The organism is Tamlana sp. s12 (genome assembly GCF_016767215.1).
Lineage (GTDB): Bacteria > Bacteroidota > Bacteroidia > Flavobacteriales > Flavobacteriaceae > Pseudotamlana > Pseudotamlana agarivorans.
This window is the reverse complement of the sequence record NZ_CP068547.1, coordinates 1,766,247-1,792,800: the sequence shown is the minus strand read 5'-3', so window position 1 is coordinate 1,792,800 and position 26,554 is coordinate 1,766,247. Positions and strand designations below refer to the sequence as shown.

The 26,554-nt window shown below is 35.7% G+C and carries 23 protein-coding genes and 1 tRNA gene; 17 read left to right on the top strand and 7 right to left on the bottom strand.

The window, feature by feature from the left end:
* The first annotated feature begins 43 nt into the window (after positions 1 to 43).
* From JJL45_RS07765 to JJL45_RS07735, 7 genes are all read left to right on the top strand, one after another.
* The gene (locus JJL45_RS07765; RefSeq protein WP_068603013.1) at positions 44 to 478 is read left to right on the top strand and encodes a MarR family winged helix-turn-helix transcriptional regulator; all 435 of its coding nucleotides are present in this window, start codon (positions 44 to 46) and stop codon (positions 476 to 478) included.
* A gap of 19 nt (positions 479 to 497) precedes the next feature.
* Entirely contained in the window at positions 498 to 2,906 is a 2,409-nt protein-coding gene (locus tag JJL45_RS07760) for a 3-hydroxyacyl-CoA dehydrogenase/enoyl-CoA hydratase family protein (RefSeq protein ID WP_068603014.1), read from the top strand.
* 142 nt (positions 2,907 to 3,048) lie between these two features.
* Complete coding sequence (locus JJL45_RS07755) at positions 3,049 to 4,239, top strand: acetyl-CoA C-acyltransferase (protein ID WP_068603015.1); 1,191 nt, start codon at positions 3,049 to 3,051, stop codon at positions 4,237 to 4,239.
* Between the two features lie 33 nt (positions 4,240 to 4,272).
* Positions 4,273 to 4,629, top strand: a complete 357-nt coding sequence (locus tag JJL45_RS07750) for a four helix bundle protein (protein ID WP_068603148.1) — start codon at positions 4,273 to 4,275, stop codon at positions 4,627 to 4,629.
* A 51-nt stretch (positions 4,630 to 4,680) separates the two neighbouring features.
* Positions 4,681 to 6,483: an acyl-CoA dehydrogenase family protein gene (locus JJL45_RS07745; protein ID WP_082935927.1), complete on the top strand. Its 1,803-nt coding sequence runs from the start codon at positions 4,681 to 4,683 to the stop codon at positions 6,481 to 6,483.
* 276 nt (positions 6,484 to 6,759) lie between these two features.
* Complete coding sequence (locus tag JJL45_RS07740; protein ID WP_068603017.1) at positions 6,760 to 8,406, top strand: M1 family metallopeptidase; 1,647 nt, start codon at positions 6,760 to 6,762, stop codon at positions 8,404 to 8,406.
* Between the two features lie 3 nt (positions 8,407 to 8,409).
* On the top strand, positions 8,410 to 8,976 hold the full coding sequence (locus JJL45_RS07735) for a YdeI/OmpD-associated family protein (RefSeq protein WP_068603018.1): 567 nt from the start codon (positions 8,410 to 8,412) through the stop codon (positions 8,974 to 8,976).
* Between the two features lie 146 nt (positions 8,977 to 9,122).
* Here the strand turns inward: JJL45_RS07735 and JJL45_RS07730 are convergent, their stop codons facing one another.
* Positions 9,123 to 9,533 carry a DUF4293 domain-containing protein gene (locus JJL45_RS07730; RefSeq protein WP_067148622.1) on the bottom strand — a complete coding sequence of 137 codons (411 nt, stop codon included), beginning with the start codon at positions 9,531 to 9,533 and terminating at the stop codon, positions 9,123 to 9,125.
* Positions 9,534 to 9,717: 184 nt separating this feature from the next.
* Here JJL45_RS07730 and rho point away from each other — a divergent pair, with 184 nt between their 5' ends.
* Positions 9,718 to 11,406: a transcription termination factor Rho gene (rho, locus tag JJL45_RS07725; RefSeq protein ID WP_068603019.1), complete on the top strand. Its 1,689-nt coding sequence runs from the start codon at positions 9,718 to 9,720 to the stop codon at positions 11,404 to 11,406.
* Between the two features lie 189 nt (positions 11,407 to 11,595).
* Positions 11,596 to 12,288 carry a prolyl oligopeptidase family serine peptidase gene (locus JJL45_RS07720; protein ID WP_068603020.1) on the top strand — a complete coding sequence of 231 codons (693 nt, stop codon included), beginning with the start codon at positions 11,596 to 11,598 and terminating at the stop codon, positions 12,286 to 12,288.
* A 114-nt stretch (positions 12,289 to 12,402) separates the two neighbouring features.
* Here JJL45_RS07720 and JJL45_RS07715 read toward each other — a convergent pair whose 3' ends face one another.
* The 4 genes from JJL45_RS07715 to proS all read right to left on the bottom strand — a co-directional run bounded on the left by JJL45_RS07715 (position 12,403) and on the right by proS (position 15,000).
* On the bottom strand, positions 12,403 to 12,783 hold the full coding sequence (locus JJL45_RS07715; protein WP_067148631.1) for a hypothetical protein: 381 nt from the start codon (positions 12,781 to 12,783) through the stop codon (positions 12,403 to 12,405).
* A gap of 189 nt (positions 12,784 to 12,972) precedes the next feature.
* Positions 12,973 to 13,224: a 30S ribosomal protein S20 gene (gene rpsT, locus JJL45_RS07710; protein ID WP_067148634.1), complete on the bottom strand. Its 252-nt coding sequence runs from the start codon at positions 13,222 to 13,224 to the stop codon at positions 12,973 to 12,975.
* A gap of 22 nt (positions 13,225 to 13,246) precedes the next feature.
* Positions 13,247 to 13,318, bottom strand: a tRNA-Glu gene (locus JJL45_RS07705).
* Between the two features lie 203 nt (positions 13,319 to 13,521).
* Positions 13,522 to 15,000 (bottom strand): proline--tRNA ligase, encoded by a 1,479-nt coding sequence (gene proS, locus JJL45_RS07700; protein WP_068603021.1) that lies wholly within the window; start codon positions 14,998 to 15,000, stop codon positions 13,522 to 13,524.
* A 98-nt stretch (positions 15,001 to 15,098) separates the two neighbouring features.
* Between proS and JJL45_RS07695 the strand changes: the two genes are divergently transcribed.
* From JJL45_RS07695 to yidD, 5 genes are all read left to right on the top strand, one after another.
* The gene (locus tag JJL45_RS07695) at positions 15,099 to 16,184 is read left to right on the top strand and encodes a hypothetical protein (RefSeq protein ID WP_068603022.1); all 1,086 of its coding nucleotides are present in this window, start codon (positions 15,099 to 15,101) and stop codon (positions 16,182 to 16,184) included.
* 85 nt (positions 16,185 to 16,269) lie between these two features.
* Positions 16,270 to 17,820, top strand: a complete 1,551-nt coding sequence (locus JJL45_RS07690; protein ID WP_068603023.1) for an OmpP1/FadL family transporter — start codon at positions 16,270 to 16,272, stop codon at positions 17,818 to 17,820.
* A 299-nt stretch (positions 17,821 to 18,119) separates the two neighbouring features.
* Positions 18,120 to 18,797, top strand: coding sequence for a GTP cyclohydrolase I FolE (folE, locus tag JJL45_RS07685; RefSeq protein WP_068603024.1), 678 nt, complete (start codon positions 18,120 to 18,122; stop codon positions 18,795 to 18,797).
* A 35-nt stretch (positions 18,798 to 18,832) separates the two neighbouring features.
* Positions 18,833 to 20,314 carry a cysteine--tRNA ligase gene (cysS, locus tag JJL45_RS07680; protein WP_068603025.1) on the top strand — a complete coding sequence of 494 codons (1,482 nt, stop codon included), beginning with the start codon at positions 18,833 to 18,835 and terminating at the stop codon, positions 20,312 to 20,314.
* A 42-nt stretch (positions 20,315 to 20,356) separates the two neighbouring features.
* Positions 20,357 to 20,581, top strand: coding sequence for a membrane protein insertion efficiency factor YidD (gene yidD, locus JJL45_RS07675; protein ID WP_068603026.1), 225 nt, complete (start codon positions 20,357 to 20,359; stop codon positions 20,579 to 20,581).
* Between the two features lie 182 nt (positions 20,582 to 20,763).
* Here the strand turns inward: yidD and JJL45_RS07670 are convergent, their stop codons facing one another.
* Positions 20,764 to 22,224, bottom strand: coding sequence for an aminoacyl-histidine dipeptidase (locus JJL45_RS07670; protein WP_068603027.1), 1,461 nt, complete (start codon positions 22,222 to 22,224; stop codon positions 20,764 to 20,766).
* A 147-nt stretch (positions 22,225 to 22,371) separates the two neighbouring features.
* Between JJL45_RS07670 and JJL45_RS07665 the strand changes: the two genes are divergently transcribed.
* Positions 22,372 to 23,442, top strand: coding sequence for a DUF3810 domain-containing protein (locus JJL45_RS07665; RefSeq protein WP_317191995.1), 1,071 nt, complete (start codon positions 22,372 to 22,374; stop codon positions 23,440 to 23,442).
* A gap of 1 nt (position 23,443) precedes the next feature.
* Here JJL45_RS07665 and JJL45_RS07660 read toward each other — a convergent pair whose 3' ends face one another.
* The gene (locus tag JJL45_RS07660) at positions 23,444 to 24,241 is read right to left on the bottom strand and encodes a DUF6503 family protein (protein ID WP_068603029.1); all 798 of its coding nucleotides are present in this window, start codon (positions 24,239 to 24,241) and stop codon (positions 23,444 to 23,446) included.
* An 81-nt stretch (positions 24,242 to 24,322) separates the two neighbouring features.
* Between JJL45_RS07660 and JJL45_RS07655 the strand changes: the two genes are divergently transcribed.
* Positions 24,323 to 25,132: a TrmH family RNA methyltransferase gene (locus tag JJL45_RS07655; protein ID WP_068603030.1), complete on the top strand. Its 810-nt coding sequence runs from the start codon at positions 24,323 to 24,325 to the stop codon at positions 25,130 to 25,132.
* Positions 25,133 to 25,298: 166 nt separating this feature from the next.
* Positions 25,299 to 26,531 (top strand): M48 family metallopeptidase, encoded by a 1,233-nt coding sequence (locus JJL45_RS07650; protein ID WP_068603031.1) that lies wholly within the window; start codon positions 25,299 to 25,301, stop codon positions 26,529 to 26,531.
* The last annotated feature ends 23 nt before the right edge of the window (positions 26,532 to 26,554 follow it).

The following is a 26,554-nucleotide window of genomic DNA, read 5'->3' as shown; positions in this document are numbered from 1 at the left end:
ATAGCAAAATTCGCTATATTTGGGAAAATGATCCAAATATAACATGAAAGACAAGACCATTGATTATATATTGAGAACGACCTGGTTAACGGTTCAAAAAATGTATAATGAGGAAGCTGCAAAAATAGACAGCACCATGGCTACAGGCTTTACTCTACTGAGTATCGATCCAGAAAAAGGAACACCATCAACGGCTTTAGGCCCTAGAATGGGCATGGAAGCAACTAGTTTATCGAGACTATTAAAATCGATGGAAACCAAAGGATTTATTGAAAGAAAACCAAATCCAGAAGATGGCAGAGGGGTAATTATTACCCTCACAGACTATGGCCTAGAAAAGAGAGAAATCTCTAAAGACAAGGTTTTAACCTTTAATGAAGCCATTCGTAAAAGTGTTTCCGAAGAACAATTAAATCATTTCTACGAAGTTGCCGAAGTCATAAATCAAATGGTGTGCAACAAAAAAATCTACAACTAAACCCAATAGCTAAACTATAATGAGCAAAAGAAGAATTAATAAGGTAGCCATAATTGGCTCTGGAATCATGGGAAGCGGTATAGCATGTCATTTCGCCAATATTGGTGTTGACGTCCTTTTGCTAGACATCGTTCCTAACGAACTTAATGCTAAAGAAAAAGCACAGGGACTAACACTTGAAAACAAATCGGTAAGAAACCGTATCGTTAACGAGGCATTATCTGCTGCTTTAAAATCTTCTCCTTCTCCGATTTATCATAAAAGTTTTGCCAGCAGAATAACAACCGGAAATTTAGAAGATGATATTGAAAAAGTGTCACAAGTCGATTGGATTATGGAAGTGGTCGTGGAGCGACTTGATATCAAAAAACAAGTCTTTGAAAAGCTTGAAAAACACAGAACACCTGGAACACTTATTACAAGTAATACCTCTGGGATTCCAATAAAATTTATGAGTGAAGGTCGTAGTGATGATTTCCAAAAGCATTTCTGCGGTACACACTTTTTTAATCCTGCACGTTACTTAAAATTGTTCGAGATTATTCCTGGTCCTAAAACAGCAGACTCTGTAATTGACTTTTTAAATCAATATGGCGAAAAGTATTTAGGAAAAACATCTGTAATCGCAAAAGACACGCCTGCGTTTATTGGAAACCGAATCGGTATTTTCAGTATCATGAGTTTATTTCATACGGTTAAAAGTATGGACTTAACCATCGAAGAGGTTGATAAACTAACAGGTCCTGTAATTGGCAGACCGAAATCGGCAACCTTTCGTACAGTAGATGTTGTGGGCTTAGACACCCTCGTTCATGTGGCCAATGGTTTGTTTGAAAATGTACCAAATGATGAACGCCATGAACTTTTTAAAATCCCCGATTTTATAGCCTCTATGATGGAAAACAAATGGCTAGGTAGTAAAACGGGACAGGGTTTTTATAAGAAAATTAAAAATGAAGAAGGTCAAAGCGAAATTTTATCTTTAGACCTTAATAATTTAGAGTATCGAAAGAAAAAATCAGCAAAATTTGCCACTTTAGAACTCACTAAGCCTATTGAAAAAGTTATCGATAGGTTCAAAATATTAGTGAATGGGAAAAACAAAGCTGGTGAATTCTACCGTAAAACCTTTGCGGCTTTATTTGCTTATGTATCACATAGAATTCCTGAAATTTCAGATGAAATTTACAAAATAGATGATGCCATGAAAGCTGGTTTCGGTTGGGAACACGGTCCTTTTCAAATCTGGGACGCTATCGGTGTTGAAAAAGGTTTAGAACTTATCAAATCTGAAGGTTCAGAACCTGCTCCTTGGGTCAATGAAATGGTAGCTCTAGGAAACACATCTTTTTATACAGTGAAAGAAGGGGCATCTTATTTTTATGACATACCTTCTAAAACACAACAAAAAATTCCTGGACAGGATGCTTTTATTATTCTAGATAACATCAGAAAATCTAATGAAGTATTCAGAAATTCAGGTGTTGTTATTGAAGATTTAGGTGATGGTATTTTAAACTGCGAATTTCAGTCTAAAATGAATACCATTGGCGGCGATGTTTTAGCGGGACTTAACAAGGCTGTAGATATAGCTGAAAAAGATTTCGACGGACTCGTTATAGGAAATCAAGGTGCCAACTTTTCAGTAGGCGCTAATATCGGTATGATTTTCATGATGGCTGTTGAACAAGAATATGACGAGCTTAATGCTGCTATAAAATATTTCCAAGATACCATGATGCGTATGCGCTATTCATCAATCCCAACAGTTTCTGCGCCTCATGGTATGTCCTTAGGTGGTGCTTGTGAACTCTCTATGCACGCCGATAAAGTTGTGGCAGCTGCCGAAACTTATATCGGACTGGTGGAGTTTGGTGTGGGTGTCATTCCTGGAGGTGCAGGATCTAAAGAAATGGCCCTTCGTGCTTCAGATAGCTTTAGAAAAGGAGATGTAGAATTGAATGTATTACAGGAATATTTCCTCACTATTGGTATGGCCAAAGTAGCAACTTCTGCTTACGAAGCTTTCGATTTAGGCATTCTACAAAAAGGAAAAGATATTGTGGTAACGAATAAAGATCGTCAAATAGCTACAGCCAAAGCTCATGCCAGAATTATGGCCGATGCAGGCTATACCAAACCCGTAAAACGTAAAGATGTTAAAGTTCTAGGTAAGCAGGCTCTTGGAATGTTTTTAGTAGGAACCGATTCAATGGAAGCTGCGAATTTTATAAGTGAACATGATCAAAAAATCGCTAACAAACTGGCCTATGTTATGGCTGGTGGTGACTTATCAGAACCAGCTCTAGTTTCCGAACAATATTTATTGGATCTAGAGCGCGAGGCTTTCCTAAGTTTATGTACCGAACGTAAAACTTTAGAACGCATTCAGCACATGCTAAAAACAGGGAAACCTCTTAGAAATTAGAAGAGCCCCCTAACCCCCAAATGGGGGAACTTAAAAACTGGTGCATGAAAATTTGTAACCATGAAAAATATAATCAGAAATAACTAATAAAATCCTATTGACCCCTAATAGGTATTCCCCCTTCGGGGGCTAGGGGGCTAATATGAAACAAGCATATATAGTAAAAGCATATAGAACAGCCGTTGGAAAAGCGCCGAAAGGTGTTTTCCGGTTCAAACGCACCGATGAATTGGCTGCTGAAACCATTCAGTACATGATGAAAGCCTTACCTCAATTGGATAAAGATCGCATAGACGATGTTATTGTAGGTAATGCTATGCCTGAAGGTTCACAAGGTTTAAACATGGCACGTTTAATTTCCTTAATGGGATTAAACTCTGTTGAAGTTCCTGGTGTTACGGTCAATCGTTTTTGTTCTTCAGGTATCGAAACCATTGGTATTGCAACCGCTAAAATTCAAGCTGGAATGGCCGATTGTATCATTGCTGGTGGCGCTGAAAGTATGAGTGCTGTTCCAATGACAGGCTACAAACCAGAATTGAATTACGATATAGTTAAAGCTGGTCACGAAGATTATTACTGGGGTATGGGAAATACCGCTGAAGCTGTGGCTAATCAATTTAATGTGTCTCGTGAAGACCAAGATGAATTCGCTTATCATTCACATATGAAAGCTTTAAAAGCTCAAGCTGAGAACCGTTTTCAAGATCAGATAGTGCCCATTGAAGTTAATGAAACGTATATTGATGCCAACGGGAAAAAAGCAAATAAATCATATTCAGTTACTAAAGATGAAGGGCCTCGTGCCGGAACAAGTCTAGAAGCACTTGCTAAACTTCATCCTGTTTTCGCTCAAGGCGGAAGTGTAACAGCAGGAAACTCGTCGCAGATGAGTGATGGTGCTGCTTTTGTTATGATTATGAGTGAAGACATGGTAAAAGAACTTAACCTTGAACCTATTGCTAGATTGGTGAATTATGCCGCTGCAGGTGTTGAACCACGCATTATGGGTATCGGACCAGTAAAAGCGATACCAAAAGCACTCAAACAAGCGGGATTACAACAAAAAGATTTAGAGCTTATAGAACTTAACGAAGCCTTTGCATCGCAAGCCCTTGCTGTAATTCGTGAACTAGACCTTAACCCAGATTTGGTCAATGTAAATGGCGGTGCTATTGCTTTAGGTCATCCGCTAGGTTGTACAGGTGCAAAGCTTTCTGTTCAGTTATTTGACGAAATGCGCAAAAGAAATATGACAGGAAAATACGGTGCCGTCACCATGTGCGTAGGAACTGGTCAAGGCGCTTGTGGGGTTTTTGAGTTTTTGAAGTAAGAAAACAGATTGAAAGAACCAAGAAACAAGACTATGCATAATTTCAAGAAATTAAAAATCTGGAATGTAAGTATGATGCTCGTTTCAGAATCTTATAAAATAACGAGAACATTTCCAAAGTTTGAAACTTATGGGTTAATGAGTCAGATGAATAGATGCGCTGTTTCAATACCCTCGAACATTTCAGAAGGGACGAGCAAAAGCTCAAATAAATATTTTGCTAATTTTTTAGAACATAGTTTGGGCTCTGCTTTCGAATGGGAAACCCAGTTGAATGTAGCATTTAATGAAAATTATATATCAGAAGAGAAGTTTAAAGAATTGGAACAAAAAATAAAGGAAATACAAAAAATGATTTCAAGTTTTAAATCTAGACTACAAGCATCTTGATTCTTGGGTCTTGAACCTTGAATCTATAAAACCACTAAACAAATGAGAGAAATGGAAAAAGACATTTTACGTGGCGGGCAATTTCTAGTAAAAGAGATTAACTGCGAAGACATATTCACACCTGAAGATTTTAATGAAGACCAGCTGATGATGAAAGAGGCTGTAACCGAATTTATAGATCGTGAAGTTTGGCCAAAAAAGGCACAATTTGAACAAAAAGATTATGCACTTACCGAATCCTGTATGCGAAAAGCTGCAGACTTAGGTTTTTTAAGCATTTCTGTACCTGAAGCTTATGGAGGTATGGGCATGGGCTTTGTTGACACCATGTTAGTGTGTGACTATATTTCTGGGGCAACAGGCTCTTTTAGCACCGCTTTTGGTGCCCATACCGGTATTGGAACTATGCCAATCACCCTTTACGGCACTGAAGAACAAAAGCAAAAATATGTACCTAAATTAGCCTCTGGCGAATGGTTTGGAGCCTATTGTTTAACAGAACCTAGTGCAGGAAGTGATGCTAATTCTGGAAAAACTAAAGCCGTACTTTCTGAGGATGGTAAATCCTATAAAATTACAGGACAAAAGATGTGGATTTCTAACGCAGGGTTCTGTAGTTTAATGATTGTTTTTGCACGTATTGAAGACGACAAAAACATCACAGGTTTTATAGTAGAATACGATCCAGAAAACCCTAACGGCATTACTTTAGGTGAAGAGGAACACAAACTTGGTATTCGTGCTTCTTCTACAAGACAAGTATTTTTTAATGATACCGTTGTTCCTACAGAAAACATGTTATCCACTCGTGGAAACGGATTCAAAATTGCGATGAATGCTTTAAATGTAGGCCGTATTAAACTTGCAGCTGCTTGTTTAGATGCCCAGCGCCGTGTTATTACAGAGTCTGTAAAATATGCTAACGAACGCATTCAGTTTAAAGTGCCTATTTCAAGTTTTGGTGCCATGAGACAAAAAATTGCTGAAATGGCAACCAATTGTTGGGTAGGTGAAGCAGCAAGTTATAGAGCAGCAAAAGACATCGAAGATCGCATTGAGCTTAGAAAAAGTAATGGAAAGGACTCTGAGCAGGAAGCCGAATTAAAAGGTGTTGAAGAATATGCTATTGAATGTTCTATCTTAAAAGTAGCTGTTTCAGAATTTATCCAAAAATGTACCGATGAGGGCATTCAAATATTTGGAGGTATGGGCTTTTCCGAAGACACCCCAATTGAATCGGCTTGGAGAGACGCACGAATTTCTCGAATTTACGAAGGCACCAATGAGATTAACCGTATGCTTTCTATAGGTATGCTTATCAAAAAAGCTATGAAAGGTCATGTTGATGTCCTCACCCCTGCCATGGCTGTAAAAGAAGAATTAATGGGAATACCTTCTTTTGAAACACCCGATTATTCTGAGTTATTTTCGGAAGAAAAAAACATCGTCAAAAATCTTAAAAAATTATTTTTAATGGTTGCTGGCGCTACACTTCAAAAGTACGGTGAAGAAATAGAGCACCAACAGCAACTCATGCTAGCAGCTTCCGATATTTTAATTCAAATTTATCTAGCTGAATCAGCCATTCTACGTGCTGAAAAAATGGCCAAAAAGGATGGGGAAGAAAAAGTCAAAGAACAAATTGCTATGGCAAAACTTAACTTATTTCACGCTATCGATGTGATTGAAACCGCTGGTAAGCATTCTATCATATCTTTCTCGTCTGGTGACGAACAACGCATGATGCTCATGGGACTAAAACGCTACATCAAATACGTAAACATGCCTAACATCATTGAATTAAGAAATATTATTGCTGAAAAAGTAATTAAGGAAAATAAATATTGTTTTTAAAAAAATAATCAGTATTTTTAATTTAAGACTCATCTTTACTTTTGTTATTTAACTGAAAATAAGATGACATTTATCCAGAAAAGTACTTCTGAAATTTATTCCGAATTACTAATAAAAAGTAAAGATGAGTTCTTAGTGACTAACTCAAATTATAAAAACGCTTCGAAAATTCATTTCGAGGCGTTTTTTGTTTTCGTTATTATTAAGTCGTATTAGTTTCAAAACACAATCTTAAACCATTAAAATTTAATAATTTTACATTCTAATTTATTTATAATGAAACAACGCTTACCTTGGCTCATACTCTGCTTATACCTATCTTGTTATTCCGCGGAAGCGCAGCATTTATTTTCTAACAGCAAAAACTTCACACGGCAAGACACCCTTAGGGGAAGCATTACTCCCGAACGTGCTTGGTGGGATTTAACATACTACCATCTTGATATTAAAGTAGAGCCAAATAATAAATTCATTTCTGGAAAAAACACCATTCAATATAAGGTTTTAAAAGAAAATCAAGTATTACAAATTGATTTACAACAACCTCTAAAAATCACGAAAGCGACTCAAAACAACAAAGAGTTAAATATAAAACATGACGGTAACGCTCATTTTATTACTTTAAAAGACCAACAAAAAATAGGCAGTATACAAAGTGTAGATGTGTTTTATGAGGGACACCCTAAGGCTGCAAAAAATGCACCTTGGGATGGTGGTTTTTCATGGAAAAAAGACACAAATGGTAATGATTTTATTGCGACGTCCTGCCAAGGATTGGGTGCAAGCGTTTGGTGGCCATGCAAAGACCACATGTACGATGAGGTAGACAGCATGCTCATTAGTGTAAATGTTCCAAAACACCTTATGGATGTATCTAATGGTAGACTGAGAAGCGTAAAAGAGTTCGACCACACAAAAACATATACTTGGTTTGTAAAAAACCCAATTAACAATTACGGGGTTAATGTGAATATTGGTGATTATGCGCACTTTTCGGAAGTTTATAACGGTCTAAAGGGAAAATTGGATATGGATTATTACGTGCTTAAAGACAACCTTGAAAAAGCCAAAGTACATTTTAAAGATGCACCAAAAATGATGAAAGCTTTCGAACATTGGTTTGGCCCTTATCCGTTTTATGAAGACGGCTATAAACTTGTGGAAGTCCCTTATCTGGGTATGGAACACCAAAGCTCTGTAACTTATGGAAACCACTACAAACAAGGTTATTTAGGAAGCGATTTGTCTGGAACTGGCTGGGGTTTAAAATTTGATTTTCTTATCATTCATGAATCCGGGCATGAATGGTTTGCGAATAACATTACGAATAAGGATATTGCTGATATGTGGATCCATGAAAGTTTTACCGCATACTCTGAATCACTATTTTTAGATTATTACTACGGAAAACAAGCCGCTTCGGAATACATGATTGGCACACGAAGAAATATCTCAAATGACAAACCCATTATTGGTGAATACCATGTAAATAATGAGGGCTCAGGAGATATGTATTACAAAGGCGCTAACATGCTACACACCCTTCGACAACTTATTGAAGACGATGAGAAATGGCGAAAAATCCTAGTTGGAATGAATAAAACCTTCTACCATCAAACAGTAACAACCCAGCAAATTGAAAACTATTTAAGTCAAAATTCTGGTATCGATCTTACGGCATTCTTTAATCAGTATTTAAGAACCATACAAATCCCTACTTTAGAATACCGTATAGACGACAGCGTCTTAAAATATCGTTGGACTAATATTGTTAAAGATTTTGATATGCCTATTCAAATTACCATAAATAATATTGAACAATGGTTATACCCTAACTCGGAATGGAAAACTTTAAACAACGAAAAAACGATTTCGACATTTAAAGTTGATGACAATTTCTACGTAAACACAAAAAAACTTTAAGTTTTGAATGCAATTCAGGAAGCATATTTTGCAAGGGATACAGATTGGTTTGATTGGCTTCTTAAAAATCACAACAAAGAAAAAGGCGTCTATTTAATTTTTTACAAGCTAGAAACCAACATCCCCACAATGCGCTGGGAAGAAGCTGTAAAAGTGGCCTTATGCTTTGGTTGGATAGACTCCAAAGTACAAAGCTTAGGAGATGGTAAAAGACGTCAATATTTTTGTCCGAGAAACCCTAAAAGTAGCTGGAGCGCTATCAATAAAAAATATGTAAACGAACTCATTGAGACTAACTTAATGCAGGAATCTGGATATAAAGCTATTGAAATAGCTAAAGAGTCGGGAGCTTGGACAGCTATGGACGATGTTGAAAAAGGCGTTATTCCAATAGAACTTCAAGATGCATTCAATAATAATCCACAGGCCTATAAAAATTATAAGAACTTCGCTAAAGGTTACCAAAAATCGTATTTATTTTATCTCGAAAGTGCTAAACGTGAAGCCACCAAACAGAAAAGGATAGTTGAAATTATAAATCTTTGTGAGGCTAATAAAAAGATGCGTTAGCTTTAGGCTTTAGGCTTTAGGCTTTAGGCTTTAGGCTTTAGGAAAGTTAAAAAAATCTGATTAAAGCCTGAAATTAAATATCTCGCACAAAAAAACCCAAGATCTTCACCTTGGGTTCACGCACTAATATTACTAAGATGTTAGGTTTATCGTAATCGATCTACAGATTTTACAAGATCTTCATCCTTCTTGATGGCCTTATTGGCTAAAGCCAAAAATACGATAGAAACAATAGGGAGAAGCATCCCAATACCTTTCTCAGAAACCGCCGTTTCTCCAGATACATTTAGAGATAAATACACAAAAAATCCTAATAAAAAAAAGTTTAATATGATGTTAAGACGTCCCAACATAAACTGAGACTTCCTATTTTTGTAACGCAAGATAGAGGTTATAGAAAAAAGCGCTGAGGTTAAAAACATAAAGTAAATGTATGTAGTGTCATCGGCGTAAACTTTTACCCCATCGACAGTTTCCCATAGGTTAAAGGCAAAAATTAGTCCGCCAGAAACTCCAGCTGCTAATAATAAATATATGGTTTGTATACGTTGTAACATGTGCTTTTTCTACTCTGAAAGGCAAAAATAAAAGAATTAATGCAATAAAATAAAATAAAGTTGTATAATTGCATTAATAATTCTCAACAGTCGCAAATACAAGCGATTAAATCTTCAGATTAAACTCATTTTTTCAGAATAACTCAAGTTAGTGTTCAGTAACAACATATTCAATTAAACATCAATGTTTGAAATTTCACAATTAAAAGAAAAAAAGCTCGCTGATTTACAGGAGATTGCTAAGAAATTGAACGTTCCAAAGTTTCGTTCATTAAAAAAATTAGATCTTGTATACCAAATATTAGATCAGCAAGCTGCAGACCCTAAAGCGGTTAAAGCAGCTGTAACACCAACAGAACCTATTGAACCAGCTAAAAATATAGAAGAAAAGGACACAAAAACAGCAAAGCCTGTGACTAGAAAACCTAGACAACGTGTTCAAAAACCAGTTAGAAATACCCCTCAAAAAGCAGAAGAAAACACTGCTGCACCAACCGATAAAAAAGAAGAAGCTCCAGTTTCAGAACCAGTGAAAACTGAAACAGCTCCTAAACCCAAAAAAGAAGCTTCAAAACAAGACAATAGCCCGAAACCAAAAAAACAAAACGATACGCCGGCTAATAAACAAGCTTCAAGAAATCAAAATAACCAAAATCAGAACAATCAAAATAAAAATCAACATAGAAACCAAAAAAATGGTAATGTTGAAAAAGGCAATAAAGACAACAGAAACCGTTACCGTGAGCCTGATTTCGAATTTGATGCCATCATTGAAAGTGAAGGTGTTTTAGACATCATGCAAGACGGATATGGTTTTTTACGTTCTTCCGATTATAACTATTTATCATCACCAGATGACATTTATGTGTCTCAATCACAAATTAGATTGTTTGGTTTAAAAACAGGTGATACAGTTTTAGGTCATGTACGTCCACCTAAAGAGGGTGAAAAATATTTTCCTTTGATTAAGGTAAGTAAAATTAATGGTCAGAATCCAAATGTCGTTAGAGACCGTGTATCGTTTGAACACTTAACCCCGCTTTTCCCACAAGAAAAATTTAATATAGCTGAAAAACAAAGTACCATTTCTACGCGAATCATGGATTTGTTTGCGCCTATTGGAAAAGGACAACGTGGTATGATTGTTTCTCAACCAAAAACAGGTAAAACAATGTTATTGAAGGATGTGGCTAATGCTATTGCTGCCAACCATCCTGAAGTTTACCAAATGATTTTATTAATTGATGAACGTCCTGAAGAGGTTACTGATATGCAACGTAACGTTCGTGGTGAAGTCATTGCTTCTACTTTCGACAAGGAAGCACATGAGCATGTAAAAATTGCAAACATCGTACTAGAAAAAGCAAAACGCTTAGTTGAATGTGGCCATGATGTAGTGATCTTATTAGATTCCATAACACGTTTGGCTCGTGCTTACAATACCGTACAACCAGCTTCTGGTAAAATATTAAGTGGTGGTGTTGATGCCAATGCTTTACACAAACCAAAACGTTTCTTTGGTGCTGCTCGTAATATCGAGAATGGTGGTTCATTAACCATTATTGCTACCGCTCTAACAGAAACAGGTTCTAAAATGGATGAGGTTATTTTTGAAGAATTTAAAGGAACCGGTAACATGGAACTTCAATTGGATAGAAAGATTTCTAACCGTAGAATTTTCCCTGCTATCGATTTAACCTCTTCAAGTACGCGTCGTGACGATATTTTATTAGATGACACAACAGTTCAACGTATGTGGGTAATGCGTAAGTATCTTGCCGACATGAACCCAGTTGAAGCCATGGAATTTATTAACGAACGCTTCAAACAGACTAAAAACAATGAAGAGTTTTTAATTTCTATGAACGGATAAATTTTAAAAACATAAAATAGTTTAGCCCTAACAAAACTGTTAGGGCTTTTTTATGTTCTTCATTTAGATTATATTTAATCAGAAGAAAGCCTATTTATTACTTTTTTAATTACCAAATGAATCTCAGTAATCTACACTCCTAATATCATATTAGAAGTTATAGCTCCCTTTAAAAACTAAATATCAGTCATGACCAATAAAATACGCTTACTATTATTAACCTTAACATGCGCAACGACCATGTTCGCTCAATTATCTTCTCATAAAAAAGAAGCGGTTAACCGAGTAGAAATGCAATATTTACTATACACACCACCACAAAATAACGAGCAGTCGCCACTTGTTGTTTTTTTACATGGTGGTGCAGAAAGTGATAAAGATTTAAATGTCGCCAAAGCTCACGGCATACCAAAACGTATTGCAGAGGGCAAAGATTTTCCTTTTTACGTCTTTGCGCCACTTAACCCCAATAAAAAAGGTCTTTGGGACGACAGAACTATTCATAACATGACTATGAATTTAGCAGACTCGCTACCTATTGACAAAAAACGCATCTATCTCGCTGGACTTAGTCGTGGTGGTGATGGTATATGGCGTATCGCTGTAAATAATCCTAACACCTATGCCGCTATGATTTCGGTGTGTGCCGCAGATATTCCAATGATTTATTTAAAATGGGCTAAAAACCTTCCTGTGTGGTTTTTTCATGGCGAGAAAGATGCTGTTGTTCCCGTAGAACAAACTAAAGAAGCCTATAATACCTTAAAAAAACTAAACCAAAATACAAAACTAACTTTATACCCAAATGCGACTCACGATAGTTGGACCGAAACTTACAATAATGAAGCAGTTTACACCTGGTTACTAAAACAGCATTTGTAAACTATTTAATGAGTTCTATCTTGATAATAACCTAAGGTAAGTACAAACATAAAAAAGCCCCTCAACGCTAATCGTTAAGGGGCTTTTAATATTATTATATAACTTAAACCAAAATTAATACGCTAATAAGAGCTCTTTATATGCTCTTAAATCGGCAATATTCGTTTTATTTTTAAGATTTCTAGTTAAAGAAATAACATATTTAAGACTTTCTACAGGATCTACAACAGCAGCTTCTTCTTCAACGGCTGCAACTTCACCATCCTCTGTTAATAACTCATCATCATCTTCTAACATAGGAATTAGAAATGAATCATGCTCTTCAATATGCTCGTAAGTATATCTTAATACTTTAACCACTAAAGGGGCTTCTTCTTCTATAGCGTAAGTTCTTAATTCTTTAATATCATTTATTAAAGTATCCGTATTAATTCCTGTGTTATCTAAATCAACAAGAATTTTATCTATTAATTTTATTGCTTTTGAATTTTCCAAAGAGGTAATATTATGAGTGTTATTAACTTTTATTACTGCAAATTTAGAGTATTAAAATAAAAATCACTCCATTTTGATTGCTTTTTTTCCACCTATAGTTATATTAAAATCAGCTCAATATGGTGCAAAAAAAAACTTCTCATTTCTGAGAAGTTTTCATATATATTTTAAAATCTTAAGTCGAAAGAATTATAGAGCTGCAACGTGTTTTGCTAAACCAGATTTAAGGTTAGCAGCTTTGTTAGCATGTATAATGTTTTTCTTTGCTAATTTATCTAGCATAGAAACCACAGAAGGATACAAAGTCTCAGCCTCATTCTTATCACTTAACTCACGTAATTTCTTGATAGCATTACGAGTTGTCTTGTGATGATACTTATTAGTTAAGCGCTTAGCTTCGTTACTTCTTATTCTTTTTAATGCTGACTTATGATTTGCCATTTTCTTTTTCTTTAAAATATTGTAGCCCGTAGGGGAATCGAACCCCTCTTACCAGGATGAAAACCTGGCGTCCTAGCCGATAGACGAACGGGCCATTTGTTTTTTTTGAGTGTGCAAAGATAAAACTAATTTACAAATCTGCAACTAAAATTTTATTTTTTTTACTCCTCAATAATTTTTCAAATAACTGTCACAATGTTTCCATTGCGGGTGCAAATGTACAACTAATTTTCACTTTCGCAAGTGCTAAATAACTTTTTTTTAAAAAAAATTTTCAAGCACTTGCTTTAGTATTGATTAATAAGCTTTTGCAAATAACACGCGACGTGCCGAAGGTTTCCCTGAATAAACACAAACTCCAGTTTCTTCCTTAGCATCTAAAGGAACACACCTAATTGTTGCCTTAGTTAATTCTTTTATTTTATCCTCTGTTTCGGTAGTTCCATCCCAATGTGCCGAAATAAAACCTGTTTTCGTTTCTAAAACAGTTTTAAAGTCTTCGAATGTATCAACCTCCGTGATATGACTATTTCTAAAATCTAAAGCTTTATTAAATAAAGCATCTTGAATCTCTTTTAATAAGCTTTCTATTTTTTCAGCTAAAACATTCAGATTAACCACCTCCTTAGTTAAAGTATCACGACGGGCAATTTCAACAGTGCCATTCGCTAAATCTTTTGGTCCAATAGCAATTCTAATAGGTACGCCTTGCAATTCATGTTGAGCAAATTTTGCTCCCGGTCTGTGCGTATCTCTGTTGTCATACTTAACCGTAATATTTTTAGCTCTTAAGTCGGTTAAAATACTGTTAGCAACTTCTGTGATATTGTTTAAATCTTCCTCACTCTTATATATAGGAACAATAACCACTTGGTTTGGCGCTAAACTTGGTGGTAAAACTAATCCGTTATCATCACTATGTGTCATGATTAAGGCCCCCATTAATCGAGTTGAAACACCCCATGATGTTGCCCAAACATAATCTTGCTTTCCTTCCTTATTCGCAAACTTCACATCAAAGGCCTTTGCGAAATTCTGTCCTAAGAAATGTGATGTTCCTGCCTGCAATGCTTTTCCATCCTGCATTAACGCTTCAATACAATAGGTTTCATCAGCCCCTGCAAAACGTTCACTTTCAGTTTTCAAACCTTGAATTACTGGAATAGCCATAAAATTCTCGGCGAAATTAGCATACACATTATTCATTAAAGCAGCTTCTTCTAGGGCTTCCTTTTTAGTTTCGTGAGCCGTATGTCCTTCTTGCCATAAAAATTCTGCGGTACGTAAAAACAAACGGGTTCGCATTTCCCAACGCACCACATTAGCCCATTGGTTAATTAATAAAGGTAAATCTCTATACGATTGTACCCATCCTCTAAAGGTATTCCATATAATAGCTTCACTTGTAGGTCTAACAACAAGCTCCTCTTCTAGCCTAGCTTCAGGATCTACACGTAGTTTTCCTGGTTTATCTGGGTCATTTTGTAATCTATAATGGGTTACAACAGCACATTCCTTAGCAAAACCTTCAGCGTTTTTTTCTTCTGCTTCAAATAAGCTCTTAGGAACAAACAAAGGAAAATAAGCATTTTGATGTCCTGTTTCCTTAAACATTTTATCTAATTCTGCTTGCATTTTTTCCCATATTGCATAACCGTAAGGTTTGATAACCATACACCCTCTAACCGCAGAGTTCTCCGCTAAGTCAGCCTTGACAACCAATTCGTTATACCATTTCGAATAATCTTCTGCTCTACTAGTAAGTTTTTTACCCATAAGTTTTTTTTGGCACAAATGTTGTACCTAAGTTAAATATAAAAATAGTTCAGCAAAACTAACTATTTTTGTAATGTCCAACAATAAAATTTAGAGATATGCAATTTATTAAATACTTAAAAAGAAAAGCGCCGTTAGCAAGCCTACTAGGGTTAGCCCTTGTATTTGCTTCTTGCGGTTCTTACGAATATGTTGGCGCAAGCAATGATGGTATTTACGGTGGCACTGTTGCTCAATCGCAACAACAAACCAATGAAGTTCCAACGAATAACAATTACTATGAAAATTACTTCAAAACAAAATCAATAGAAGCTGAAAACTTTACTGAAGATCCAGCTATTTTTACAGACATTGATGCCTACGAGAATTCTGCCTATGTGGAAAATGACTCTTTAGTAGATGACTATCAAGGTTATGCTGGCTGGGGACAAAACAACAGTAGCGTTACAGTGAACTATATCGACAATGGCTGGAATAACTGGGGAACCGGATGGGGCTTTGGCTTTTACTCTGGATGGGGTTATGGCTATGGTGGCTGGGGTTATCCTGGTTATGGTTGGGGGTACCCAGGTTATGGCTGGGGTTATCCTGGCTACGGTTGGGGCTACCCAAATTACGGCTGGGGTTATCCCGGTTATGGTTGGGGGTACCCAGGATATGGTAACTATTATAGAAATAACAGATATTACTCTTATGGCGCTACACGTAGAGGCAGCTATGGAAGAAATTACTACGCCGGTACGAATGCTACAAGAAGAAGCTCTTACACGAGAAACAACATCAATGCTTCTAACACTACAAGACGCAGCTCGGCAGGAGTTACTTCAAAATACAACACAACCCGTAGAAGTAGTACCGCAAATGGTAATTCACAAACAACGACTAGAAGAAGTTATACCACCAACAGAAACCCATCTCAAACTGGTGTTACAAGACGATCTTCAACAGTAACGCGAACACCTTCTAACAACTCAACAAGAAGGTCTTCCAATGCTACGACTAGAAGAAGCTCGAGTACGGTTTACAAACAACCTTCAAGAACATCAAATTCTACAAACTATAATAGGTCTACTTCAAGAAGTTCGAGTTACAACTCTAGTTCTAGTTCACGAAGTAGCGGAAGCTCCATGAGATCATCTGGTGGTTCGAGCCGAAGTTCTTCATCTAGAGGAGGAAGACGATAACATTAAAAACAATAGAAATTAACCAAATAAACAGGATTTAAATCGGTTTATTTGGTTAATTCATGCTCTAAAATCAATAACATATATGAAAAAGATTAGTTTACTACTCTTAAGCGCTTTCACATTTACAGGTATTTATGCTCAAGACATTACTGATGCTTTAAGATATTCGCAAAATGAACCTCAAGGAACTGCTCGCTTTAGAGCACTAAGTGGGGCTTTTGGAGCTCTTGGTGGAGATATGAGCGCTGTAGGTTTGAATCCTGCAGGTTCCGTTGTATTTAGTCATAGTAACATTACAGTTACAGGGTCTAATGCGAATGTGAAAAATGAAACCCTTTACTTTAATGAATACACAAACACTAGTGATTCTAATTTTAGCATTAACCAAGGCGGTGCGACTTTAATTTTTGTTAATAGAAACAGTTATTCGAAATGGAACAAATTTGCCATGTCCTTTAATTACGAAAGAACTAGTAATTTTAATAACTTTTGGAATGCCAGAGGACTTAATACCAATGACGATGGAAATTTCAGTAATTCGATAGCTAGCTATTTTTATGATTATGCCGATGGAGTGCCACTTAATGAAATATCTAAACAAAATAGAGAATGGATTAGCGACGCTTATAGAAGGATTGGAAATGAATATGGTTTTGGTAATCAACAAGCATTTCTTGGTATTGAATCCAAAATCCTAATTCCAGACGATCCTAATTCACCAGACAACACTACTTATTTTTCAAATGTAGCTGCAGGGAATTTTTACCACGACTACACTTACGTAGCTACTGGCTATAATGGTAAAATGACCTTTAACTTTGCAACACAGTTTGAAGACAAGTTATCTTTAGGACTAAACCTAAATTCTCATTTTATTAATTATGAACGTACTACTGCATTACTAGAAGACAACAATAACACTGGGTCTGTGGTAAATCATATTAATTTCCGAAACAGTTTACTTACTACAGGTGCAGGATTTTCATTTCAACTTGGAGGCATTTACAATATCACGCCAGACCTTAGAGTTGGTTTGATTTACGATTCACCAACATGGTACTCTATAGACGAAGAAACAACACAATATATTAGTACTGAAAGAGATGTTTCGGGTGTACCAACCACACAAATTGTAGACCCAAGAATTATTAATGTGCTACCAAGATATCAACTTCATACACCATCGAAAATAACAGCTAGTTTGGCTTATATTATTGCGAAACGCGGACTCATCAGCTTTGATTACTCAAATCAAAATTTAGCCAACACAGAATTTGGACCAACGTATGACCCCTATTTTATGGATCAAAATGCATTCATCCAAAATTCTTTAACCAACGTATCAACTTATCGAGTTGGTGCAGAATACAGAGTCATAGATTTACTTAGTTTACGTGGTGGCTACCGTTATGAAGATAGTCCGTACAAAGACGGTGTTACAGTAGGTGATTTAAGCGGTTATTCTTTCGGTATCGGCTTAAATTTTGGAAACACCAAACTAGATTTCACGTACGATCAAGCAAATAGATCATACCAAAATAACCTTTACAATCTAAATGGCGGTGGATCCCCTTCTGCTTCAATTGACAGAAAAAATCAAAACTTTACGATATCCCTAGGATTCAGTATTTAATAATATAAAAAGACCTCAACATTTAAAGACCATTTGAAAGCTCCATACAGTTTTAAATGGTCTTTTGAATTAGTCATAATTTATATAAAAAACGGCTTGTAATGAATAGGGTAATATTCAGACTAAAGCAAATAATTAATATTTTATCAACACCAAGTATAACAAAACGGAATTGCTTATCTTTGCAAACTAATTTTTGAAATACAAATCATTCGTCATTCTAACATAAAACTCTTATAAACAAAGAAGTAACAATGAATGACTTTTATGATTGTTGAAAAAACAATAGATTTTAACAGATGAAATTCGATAGTAATTTAGACGATTTTGACGCCTTAGGAGAAGAACACATTGGTACTTCGGAAGATACACCAATGCGAAATGATGCTTTTAAACTGTCTAACGAAGAAAAAATAGACATTATTAAAGATGATGTGCGTCATATCATGGAAACCTTAGGTTTAGATTTAACCGATGACAGCCTAAAAGGAACTCCAAACCGTGTAGCAAAAATGTTTGTTAAAGAAATTTTTGGAGGTTTAGACCCTTCTAAAAAGCCTAGTGCTTCTACTTTCGACAACAAATACAAGTATGGCGAAATGTTGGTTGAAAAAAACATCACGGTTTATTCAACTTGCGAGCACCACTTACTTCCTATAGTTGGTAGAGCACATATCGCCTATATTTCTAATGGTACCGTGGTTGGTTTATCTAAAATGAATCGTGTTGTAGATTACTTCGCAAAGCGCCCACAAGTTCAAGAGCGTTTAACCATTCAAATCGTTAGAGAACTTCAAAGAGTATTAGGAACAAAAGATGTAGCTTGTGTGATTGATGCTAAACATTTATGCGTAAACTCAAGAGGTATTCGCGACATTGAAAGCAGTACCGTAACTTCAGAATTTGGAGGAAAATTTAAAGATATGGGTACCCGTCGTGAATTTTTAGACTATATAAAATTAGACACTACTTTTTAGTTCATTCATCAAAAAAACTTGTTATCTAAATCCGCATGCAGTTATACCAATCGCAATCCCTAAAGATTTACAATTCATTATCCGGAAAAAAAGAAACATTTAAACCTATTAATGAAGGCCATATTGGCATGTATGTTTGTGGTCCTACGGTTTATAGTAATGTACACTTAGGTAATGTGAGAACATTTATGTCTTTTGACATGATTTTTCGTTATTTGAAGCATTTGGGTTACAAAGTGCGTTATGTTAGAAACATTACAGATGCAGGACATTTAGAAAATGATGCTGATGTTGGTGAAGATAAAATCACCAAAAAAGCGCGTTTAGAACAAATTGAACCTATGGAAGTCGTACAACGATACACCGTAGATTTTCATAATATTTTAAACACGTTTAACTTTTTACCGCCAAGTATTGAGCCTACTGCTACGGGACATATTATCGAGCAAATTGAACTCATAAAAAACATTATTGACAACGGATTTGCCTATGTCGTAAACGGCTCGGTGTACTTTGATGTCCATAAGTTTAATGAAACTAATAAGTACGGCAAATTGAGTAAACGTAAACTTGACGATTTAATTCACAATACACGAACCTTAGACGGACAAAGCGATAAAAAGAATCCTCAAGATTTTGCGCTTTGGAAAAAAGCCGAACCCCAGCACATTATGCGTTGGCCTTCACCTTGGAGCGATGGATTTCCTGGTTGGCACTTAGAGTGTACTGCCATGAGTACCAAATACTTAGGCGAACAATTTGACATTCACGGTGGTGGAATGGATTTAAAATTTCCACACCACGAATGCGAAATAGCTCAAAATGAAGCCGCTTTAGGAAAATCGCCTGTAAATTACTGGATGCATGCCAATATGCTAGAGTTAAACGGGCAACGTATGTCTAAATCCACTGGAAATACCGTGAATCCTCACGAATTACTTTCAGGAGACAATAAATTTTTCAGTAAAGCTTATGCACCAAGTGTGATTCGTTTCTTTATTGCACAATCATCTTACCGAAGTGTATTAGACTTAACAGACGACGGATTATTAGCAAGCGAAAAAGGCTTTAACAGATTGATGGAAGCCATGAATTTGCTAGGTGGTGTACAAGCTTCAAAAGTATCATCATTAGACATTGAATCTTGGAAACAAAAATGCTATGATGCGATGAACGATGATTTTAATTCGCCAATTTTAATCGCTCATTTATTTGAAGCAGCAAAATATATCAATCAGCTTAAGGAAGGCAGTGAAACCCTTACTTCTGAAGATTTAAACATTTTAAAAGACACTTTAAACACCTTTGTTTTTGATGTCCTTGGTTTGGAAAACAACGCTAGCAACAATTCTGGAACTGATAAACTTTCTGGAGCTGTCGATGTTTTAATTAAACTTAGGCAAGAAGCTAGAGCAAATAAAGATTTTGCTTTATCAGATAAAATCCGTGATGAATTAGCTGAAGTAGGTATTCAGCTCAAAGACGGCAAAGACGGCACTACTTTTTCAATTCAATAAAAAGAAACTCTATAGAAGATACTTTATTAAAAGTAAATAAGCATGCTTAAAAAAATACTGATAGCGCCTTTTTTACTTTTAATAAAAGTGTATCAAACTTTCATTTCCCCTTTAACCCCTGCGACTTGCAGATTCCACCCTACTTGCTCTCAATATGCCAAGGAAGCTTTAACCAAACATGGTTTTTTTAAAGGCAGTTGGTTGGCTATAAAGCGAATTTTAAGTTGTCATCCTTGGGGTGGTTCGGGTTATGATCCTGTACCTTGATTTTGTTGTTTATTTGTTGAATCGTTTAATTGTGAGTGTCACTTGTCATGTCGAACACAGTGAGACATCTTTTAAATAAAAACTTACACTTAAAAAGATACCTCCTACCGTCGGTATGACAGAAATAGTTCAATGAATACACTGTTTAACGGTTAAACAAATCCACAGCTAAACAAATAAACCTATTTCACAGGAATCTGCTTCAAAATCTCTAAAACAAACTTCCAATACTTTTGAACTGAAGAAATTTGTGCTCTTTCATCTGGAGAGTGCGCACCTTTAATGGTTGGTCCAAAACTAATCATATCCATTTCTGGGTAATTCTGACCAAGAATACCACATTCCAATCCGGCGTGACAGGCAGCAACATGAGGTTTTTCATTATTTAAGTCTTCGTAAACTTTAGTCATCACCTTTAAAATGGCTGAATCCATGTTGGGTGTCCATCCAGGATAATCACCTGAAGCCTCAACCTCGCACCCCATCAATTCGAAAGTTGATTGTAAAGCATTTACTAAATCAATTTTAGAACTTTCTACAGAAGATCGAGTTAAGCAACCAATATGCATATCACCATCTTCAACAATAACTCTAGCAATATTATTAGACGTTTCAACCAGTTCTGGAATATCTGCACTCATACGATACACACCATTTATTGCCGCATACATAGCTCTTGTGAATCCCTCTTGGGTCATTAAATCCATAACCATTTCTGGCGTTTCACATTTTGAAGCTGTGATACTTAAATCGGGCTCCATGGTTTTAAGCTCCTTTTTTATAATCGCTTCTAGGTTTTTAATCTCAGCAACAAAATCATCTTCTTTCATAGCGTCAATAGCCACAATAGCAGTACTTTCTCTAGGAATCGCATTACGTAAACTTCCACCGTCAATAGATGAAATACGCAACCCAAAAGCTTCGAATTTATCGTGTAAAACACGATTCATCAATTTATTGGCATTCCCTAAACCTTCATGAATTTGCATACCTGAATGACCACCCTGCAAACCTTTCACTTCAATTTTATAGCCAATTTTTATTTCTGAAGTTTCTTCTTCTTCATACTGTCGTGTCGCGGTAACATCCATTCCTCCGGCACAGCCCACTCCAATTTCATCGTCTTCTTCGGTATCTAAATTCAATAATATACCTCCTGAAAGTAACCCGCCTTTTAATCCCATGGCACCAGTCATACCGGTTTCTTCATCAATAGTAAAAAGAGCTTCTATAGCTGGATGAGCAATAGAATCACTTTCTAGAATCGCCATAATAGTAGCAACACCTAATCCGTTATCGGCACCTAAAGTAGTTCCTTTAGCACGTACCCAATCGCCATCAACATACATGTCAATACCTTGTGTATCAAAATCAAAGTCAGTATCATTATTTTTTTGGTGCACCATATCTAAATGCGATTGCATCACAACAGTTACACGATCTTCCATACCTGAAGTTGCTGGCTTTTTAATAATCACATTACCAACGGCATCAACCAGTGTTTCAAGACCTAAATTTTCACCAAAAGCTTTCATAAAAGCGATGATCCTTTCTTCTTTTTTAGAAGGTCGTGGTACCGCATTTAAATCTGCAAATTTATTCCAAAGGGCTTGAGGTTCTAATTGTCTTATTTCTGTGTTCATTTTGTGATTATTTTATCCGTCAAAGATAGAAAAATGGGGCGACCTCAGCATCTTAATGATACTGTAATATTTAAGATTTAACAAAGTTTAACCTTATAAAAACTTTGAAAATTGAAAATTATATGCTCTATTTTTTTACTATTTTTGATGATGCTCAAAGACAAAAAAACAATAATAGCACTTGCTTTATTTCCTCAAATAATCATAGTTAGAATACTTTCCAATTATCCGGATTTTGTTGAGACCTACTACAGCAAAGCATTCTACCCATTAATCTCCAAACTATCACGTTATATTTTAGGGTGGATTCCTTTTTCATTTGGTGATTTGGTTTATGCTTTAACTATAATTTATGCGTTACGCTGGTTAGTTTTAAACAGGAGACGTTTACGCCTGGACACCAAAAATTGGCTTATTGATGTTTTTGCAACGCTCTCTATTTTTTACTTTGTCTTTCATGTATTTTGGGGCTTAAACTACTACCGACAACCACTTCACAAAAGCTTAGAATTGGAACATGATTACACCACAGAGCAACTAATAATTTTTACAGAAAGACTCATCACAAAGTCGAATGCCATCCATATAAAGATCACGAATAATGACACTTTAAAAGTTGAGATGCCTTATAATAAATCGGAATTATTTAAAAAGGCTCCCGAAGGGTATAAGTATTTAAAGGAAACTTTTCCGCATTTAGCTTATCATCCACGAAGCGTGAAACAATCCTTATTCAGCTATCCACTAACCTATATGGGGTTTAGCGGGTATTTAAATCCGTTTACCAATGAAGCACAGGTAGACGGACTCATTCCTATTTATAAACTTTCAACAACTACCACACATGAAATCGCCCATCAATTAGGATATGCTGCCGAAAATGAAGCCAATTTTATCGGAAGTATGGCGGCTATAAAGCACCCTGATCCATACATTCAGTATTCAGGTTATACCTTTGGACTGCGTTTTTGCTTAAATGAAATTTACAGGCGCGACCCTGATTTATTTGAAAAGATGGAAAAAACTGTAAATCTTGGTATTCTTAAAAACTACAAAGAGGTTCGTGAGTTTTGGGATAAACACCAAAATCCAGCCGAACCTCTTTTTAAATCTTTTTACAACGGTTTTTTAATAGCCAATAAACAAAGTAAAGGCATGCAAAGTTATAACTATGTCGTTGCGCTTTTAGTTAACTATTTTGAAAAAAACAGTTTATAATTTACTCTATAACTTGAGCGTTTTCAGGCATTGCAAATAATTCCTGATTCGCTTTTTCTTTTGAAACTTTCACGTTTTCAAAATGGTTTTCGCTATGTACGGTAGTAGGTAAATTGTTTTCATATTCATACCTCACAATTGTTTTAGGTAATAACAAACCGTCCACATTCATCCACTCACTGTATTTTCTAAAATGCCATTCTTTAGCTTTTTCTTGAGTAAAGAAGGTTACGGTATAACCTAACCATTCCATTTTATAAGTTTCAGGGTTGTAGTAAATAGCATATTCATCTTCTGGAGACTCCCCTACACCACTTTGGTATCCTATTCTTATGCCTGGATAGGTTTTACCTTCAAAAACCAAAGGTTCGATATCACCATAAATAATACCATCATCAGATAAAATGAAAGGCATGGTATAAAAGTAGAACATCAAGTTATAGTAAAATTTAGGTTTCCCTTTGTATTCGGCATCATGCTTATTCTGTAACCAAACTTGTTCCCCATCATAACCTAAGGCATGATCTGGAGTTTCAATTAAGGACTTTCTGTTCCATAAATCGGTTGAAGTAACCTCATTAACACCATTTTTCTCCATGGTGAATTCTAGAAATCGCATACTTTTCCAAAGATCCAAGCCTCCGTGAGCTTCAAATATTTTTTCTAAAGCTTCAGGATATTTCTTTTCTTCAGCTATTTCCTTAGTTTCTGTCTCTACAGGTGTTACTACAGTTTCTTTTTTCACATCTTTACAGTTCCAAAAAGCAAGTGCTACAAATAAGTAAATAATTTTTTTCATGTTATGTTTTAATAGGTTTCTTGTTTTGACGCGGTCATTTCCGATTAATTACATAAAATCCTTTACTTTTGTTGTTCAATTATGAAAGCCATTACCAGCATACAAAATTCGTTTGTAAAACAACTTTTCCAATTAAAAGAAAAGTCTCGTGAACGACGTAAAACAGGCCTTTTTTTAATAGAAGGCGCTCGTGAAATTATGTTAGCCATACAAGGCGGATATGACATTGAAACCATCCTATTCAACCCTGAATTACACCCTTTAGAACGTGTAGAAGCGCTTAACGCTGAAGGCGTTGATATGATAGAAATATCAAAGGAAGTCTATCAAAAACTGGCTTATAGGGAAACTACGGAAGGGATTTTAGCTGTGGCTAAATCCAAGTCACATCAGCTAGATGCTTTAAAGTTCAACACAAAAAGTCCTTTAATTTTAATTGCTGAAGCTCCCGAAAAACCAGGAAATATTGGTGCTATACTACGAACTGCTGATGCCGCTAACGTGGACGCTGTTATTATTGCCAATCCGAAAACCGATTTATACAACCCGAATATCATACGTTCTAGCGTTGGTTGTGTATTCACCAACACCATTGCAACAGGAAATACCACTGAAATCATTAAGTTTTTAAAGACTATAGGCATTCACATTTATTGTGCTGCACTACAAGCGTCAGAACCCTATCACAAGCAGGATTTCACAAAACCTACAGCTATAGTTGTAGGCACCGAGGCAACTGGCCTAAGTGAAGAATGGCGAGAAAATGCAACACAAAACATCATTATCCCCATGCAAGGTGCTATAGATTCCATGAATGTATCGGTTGCTGCAGGCATTTTAATTTTTGAAGCAAAACGCCAACGCGGGTTTGATGGAACGGTGAACAGTTAAAAGTTAAAAGCTAAAAGCTAAAAGCTAAAAGAAAACTACAAATTGAAACTTTAATCTCCCGATTACACCATTAAACATATCAACAATTGCTCGCTTTTAGAGTTAATAGTTTATCTATCACACAAAAAAGATTGAAACAAATCTGCACCTAACATCACTTCTGTATATGACCTCACAAATCCTTTTTTACATCATTATTGCAATTATTATCGTCAATTTTGTTGTCGATAAAATATTAGATGCTCTAAATGCCAAACATTATAATGATAAACTCCCGAAAGAACTGGAAGATGTTTATGATGAAGAGGCCTACAAAAAATCACAAAAATATAAAGCCACCAACTATAAGTTTGATTTATTAACCTCATCATTTTCTATTGTTTTAACCTTAGCTTTTTTGGGACTTGACGGATTTGCATATGTAGACCAAATAGCTCGTGGTATTAGTGAAAACCCTATCATTATTGCGCTTGTTTTCTTCGGCATTATAATGATTGGCAGCGATATTTTAACCACACCGTTTTCCTACTACAGCACCTTTGTTATTGAAGAAAAGTTTGGATTCAATAAAACCTCTAAAAAGCTTTTCTTTTTGGATAAACTAAAGGGCTGGTTAATGATGACCATACTAGGCGGTGGTATTTTAGCACTCATCATCTGGTTTTACCAAGTTACTGGCACACAGTTTTGGTTATATGCCTGGGGACTTATGGCCATATTCACATTATTTATGAATATGTTTTATTCAAAATTAATCGTGCCACTATTCAATAAACAAACACCTTTAGAAGCTGGAAGTTTAAGAAATAGCATCTCAAAATACGCTAAAACCGTAGGTTTTAAACTCGATAAAATATTTGTTATTGACGGCTCCAAACGAAGCACGAAAGCTAATGCTTATTTTTCGGGGTTTGGAAGTGAGAAGCGCGTTACATTGTACGACACTTTAATTAATGATTTAGAAGAAGATGAAATTGTTGCTGTTTTAGCACACGAAGTTGGTCATTATAAAAAGAAACATATCATTTTTAATTTGTTTGCTTCTATCCTTTTAACAGGAATTACATTGTACATCTTATCTTTATTCATCTCAAATCCCTTACTATCAAACGCCTTAGGTGTAGATACCCCAAGCTTTCATATTGGTTTAATTGCCTTCGGATTGCTGTACGCACCAATTTCAGAAGTAACAGGGCTTATTATGAATTTATTTTCAAGAAAATTCGAATACCAAGCGGATGATTATGCTAAAAACACTTTCAAAGCAGAACCTTTAATATCCTCATTAAAAAAGTTATCAAAAAACAGTTTAAGCAATTTAACACCGCACCCTGCATATGTTTTTATGCATTACTCACACCCAACCTTACTGCAAAGGATTCAAAATTTGAAGAAGTAACACAAGAGCTTCCTCATAAATTT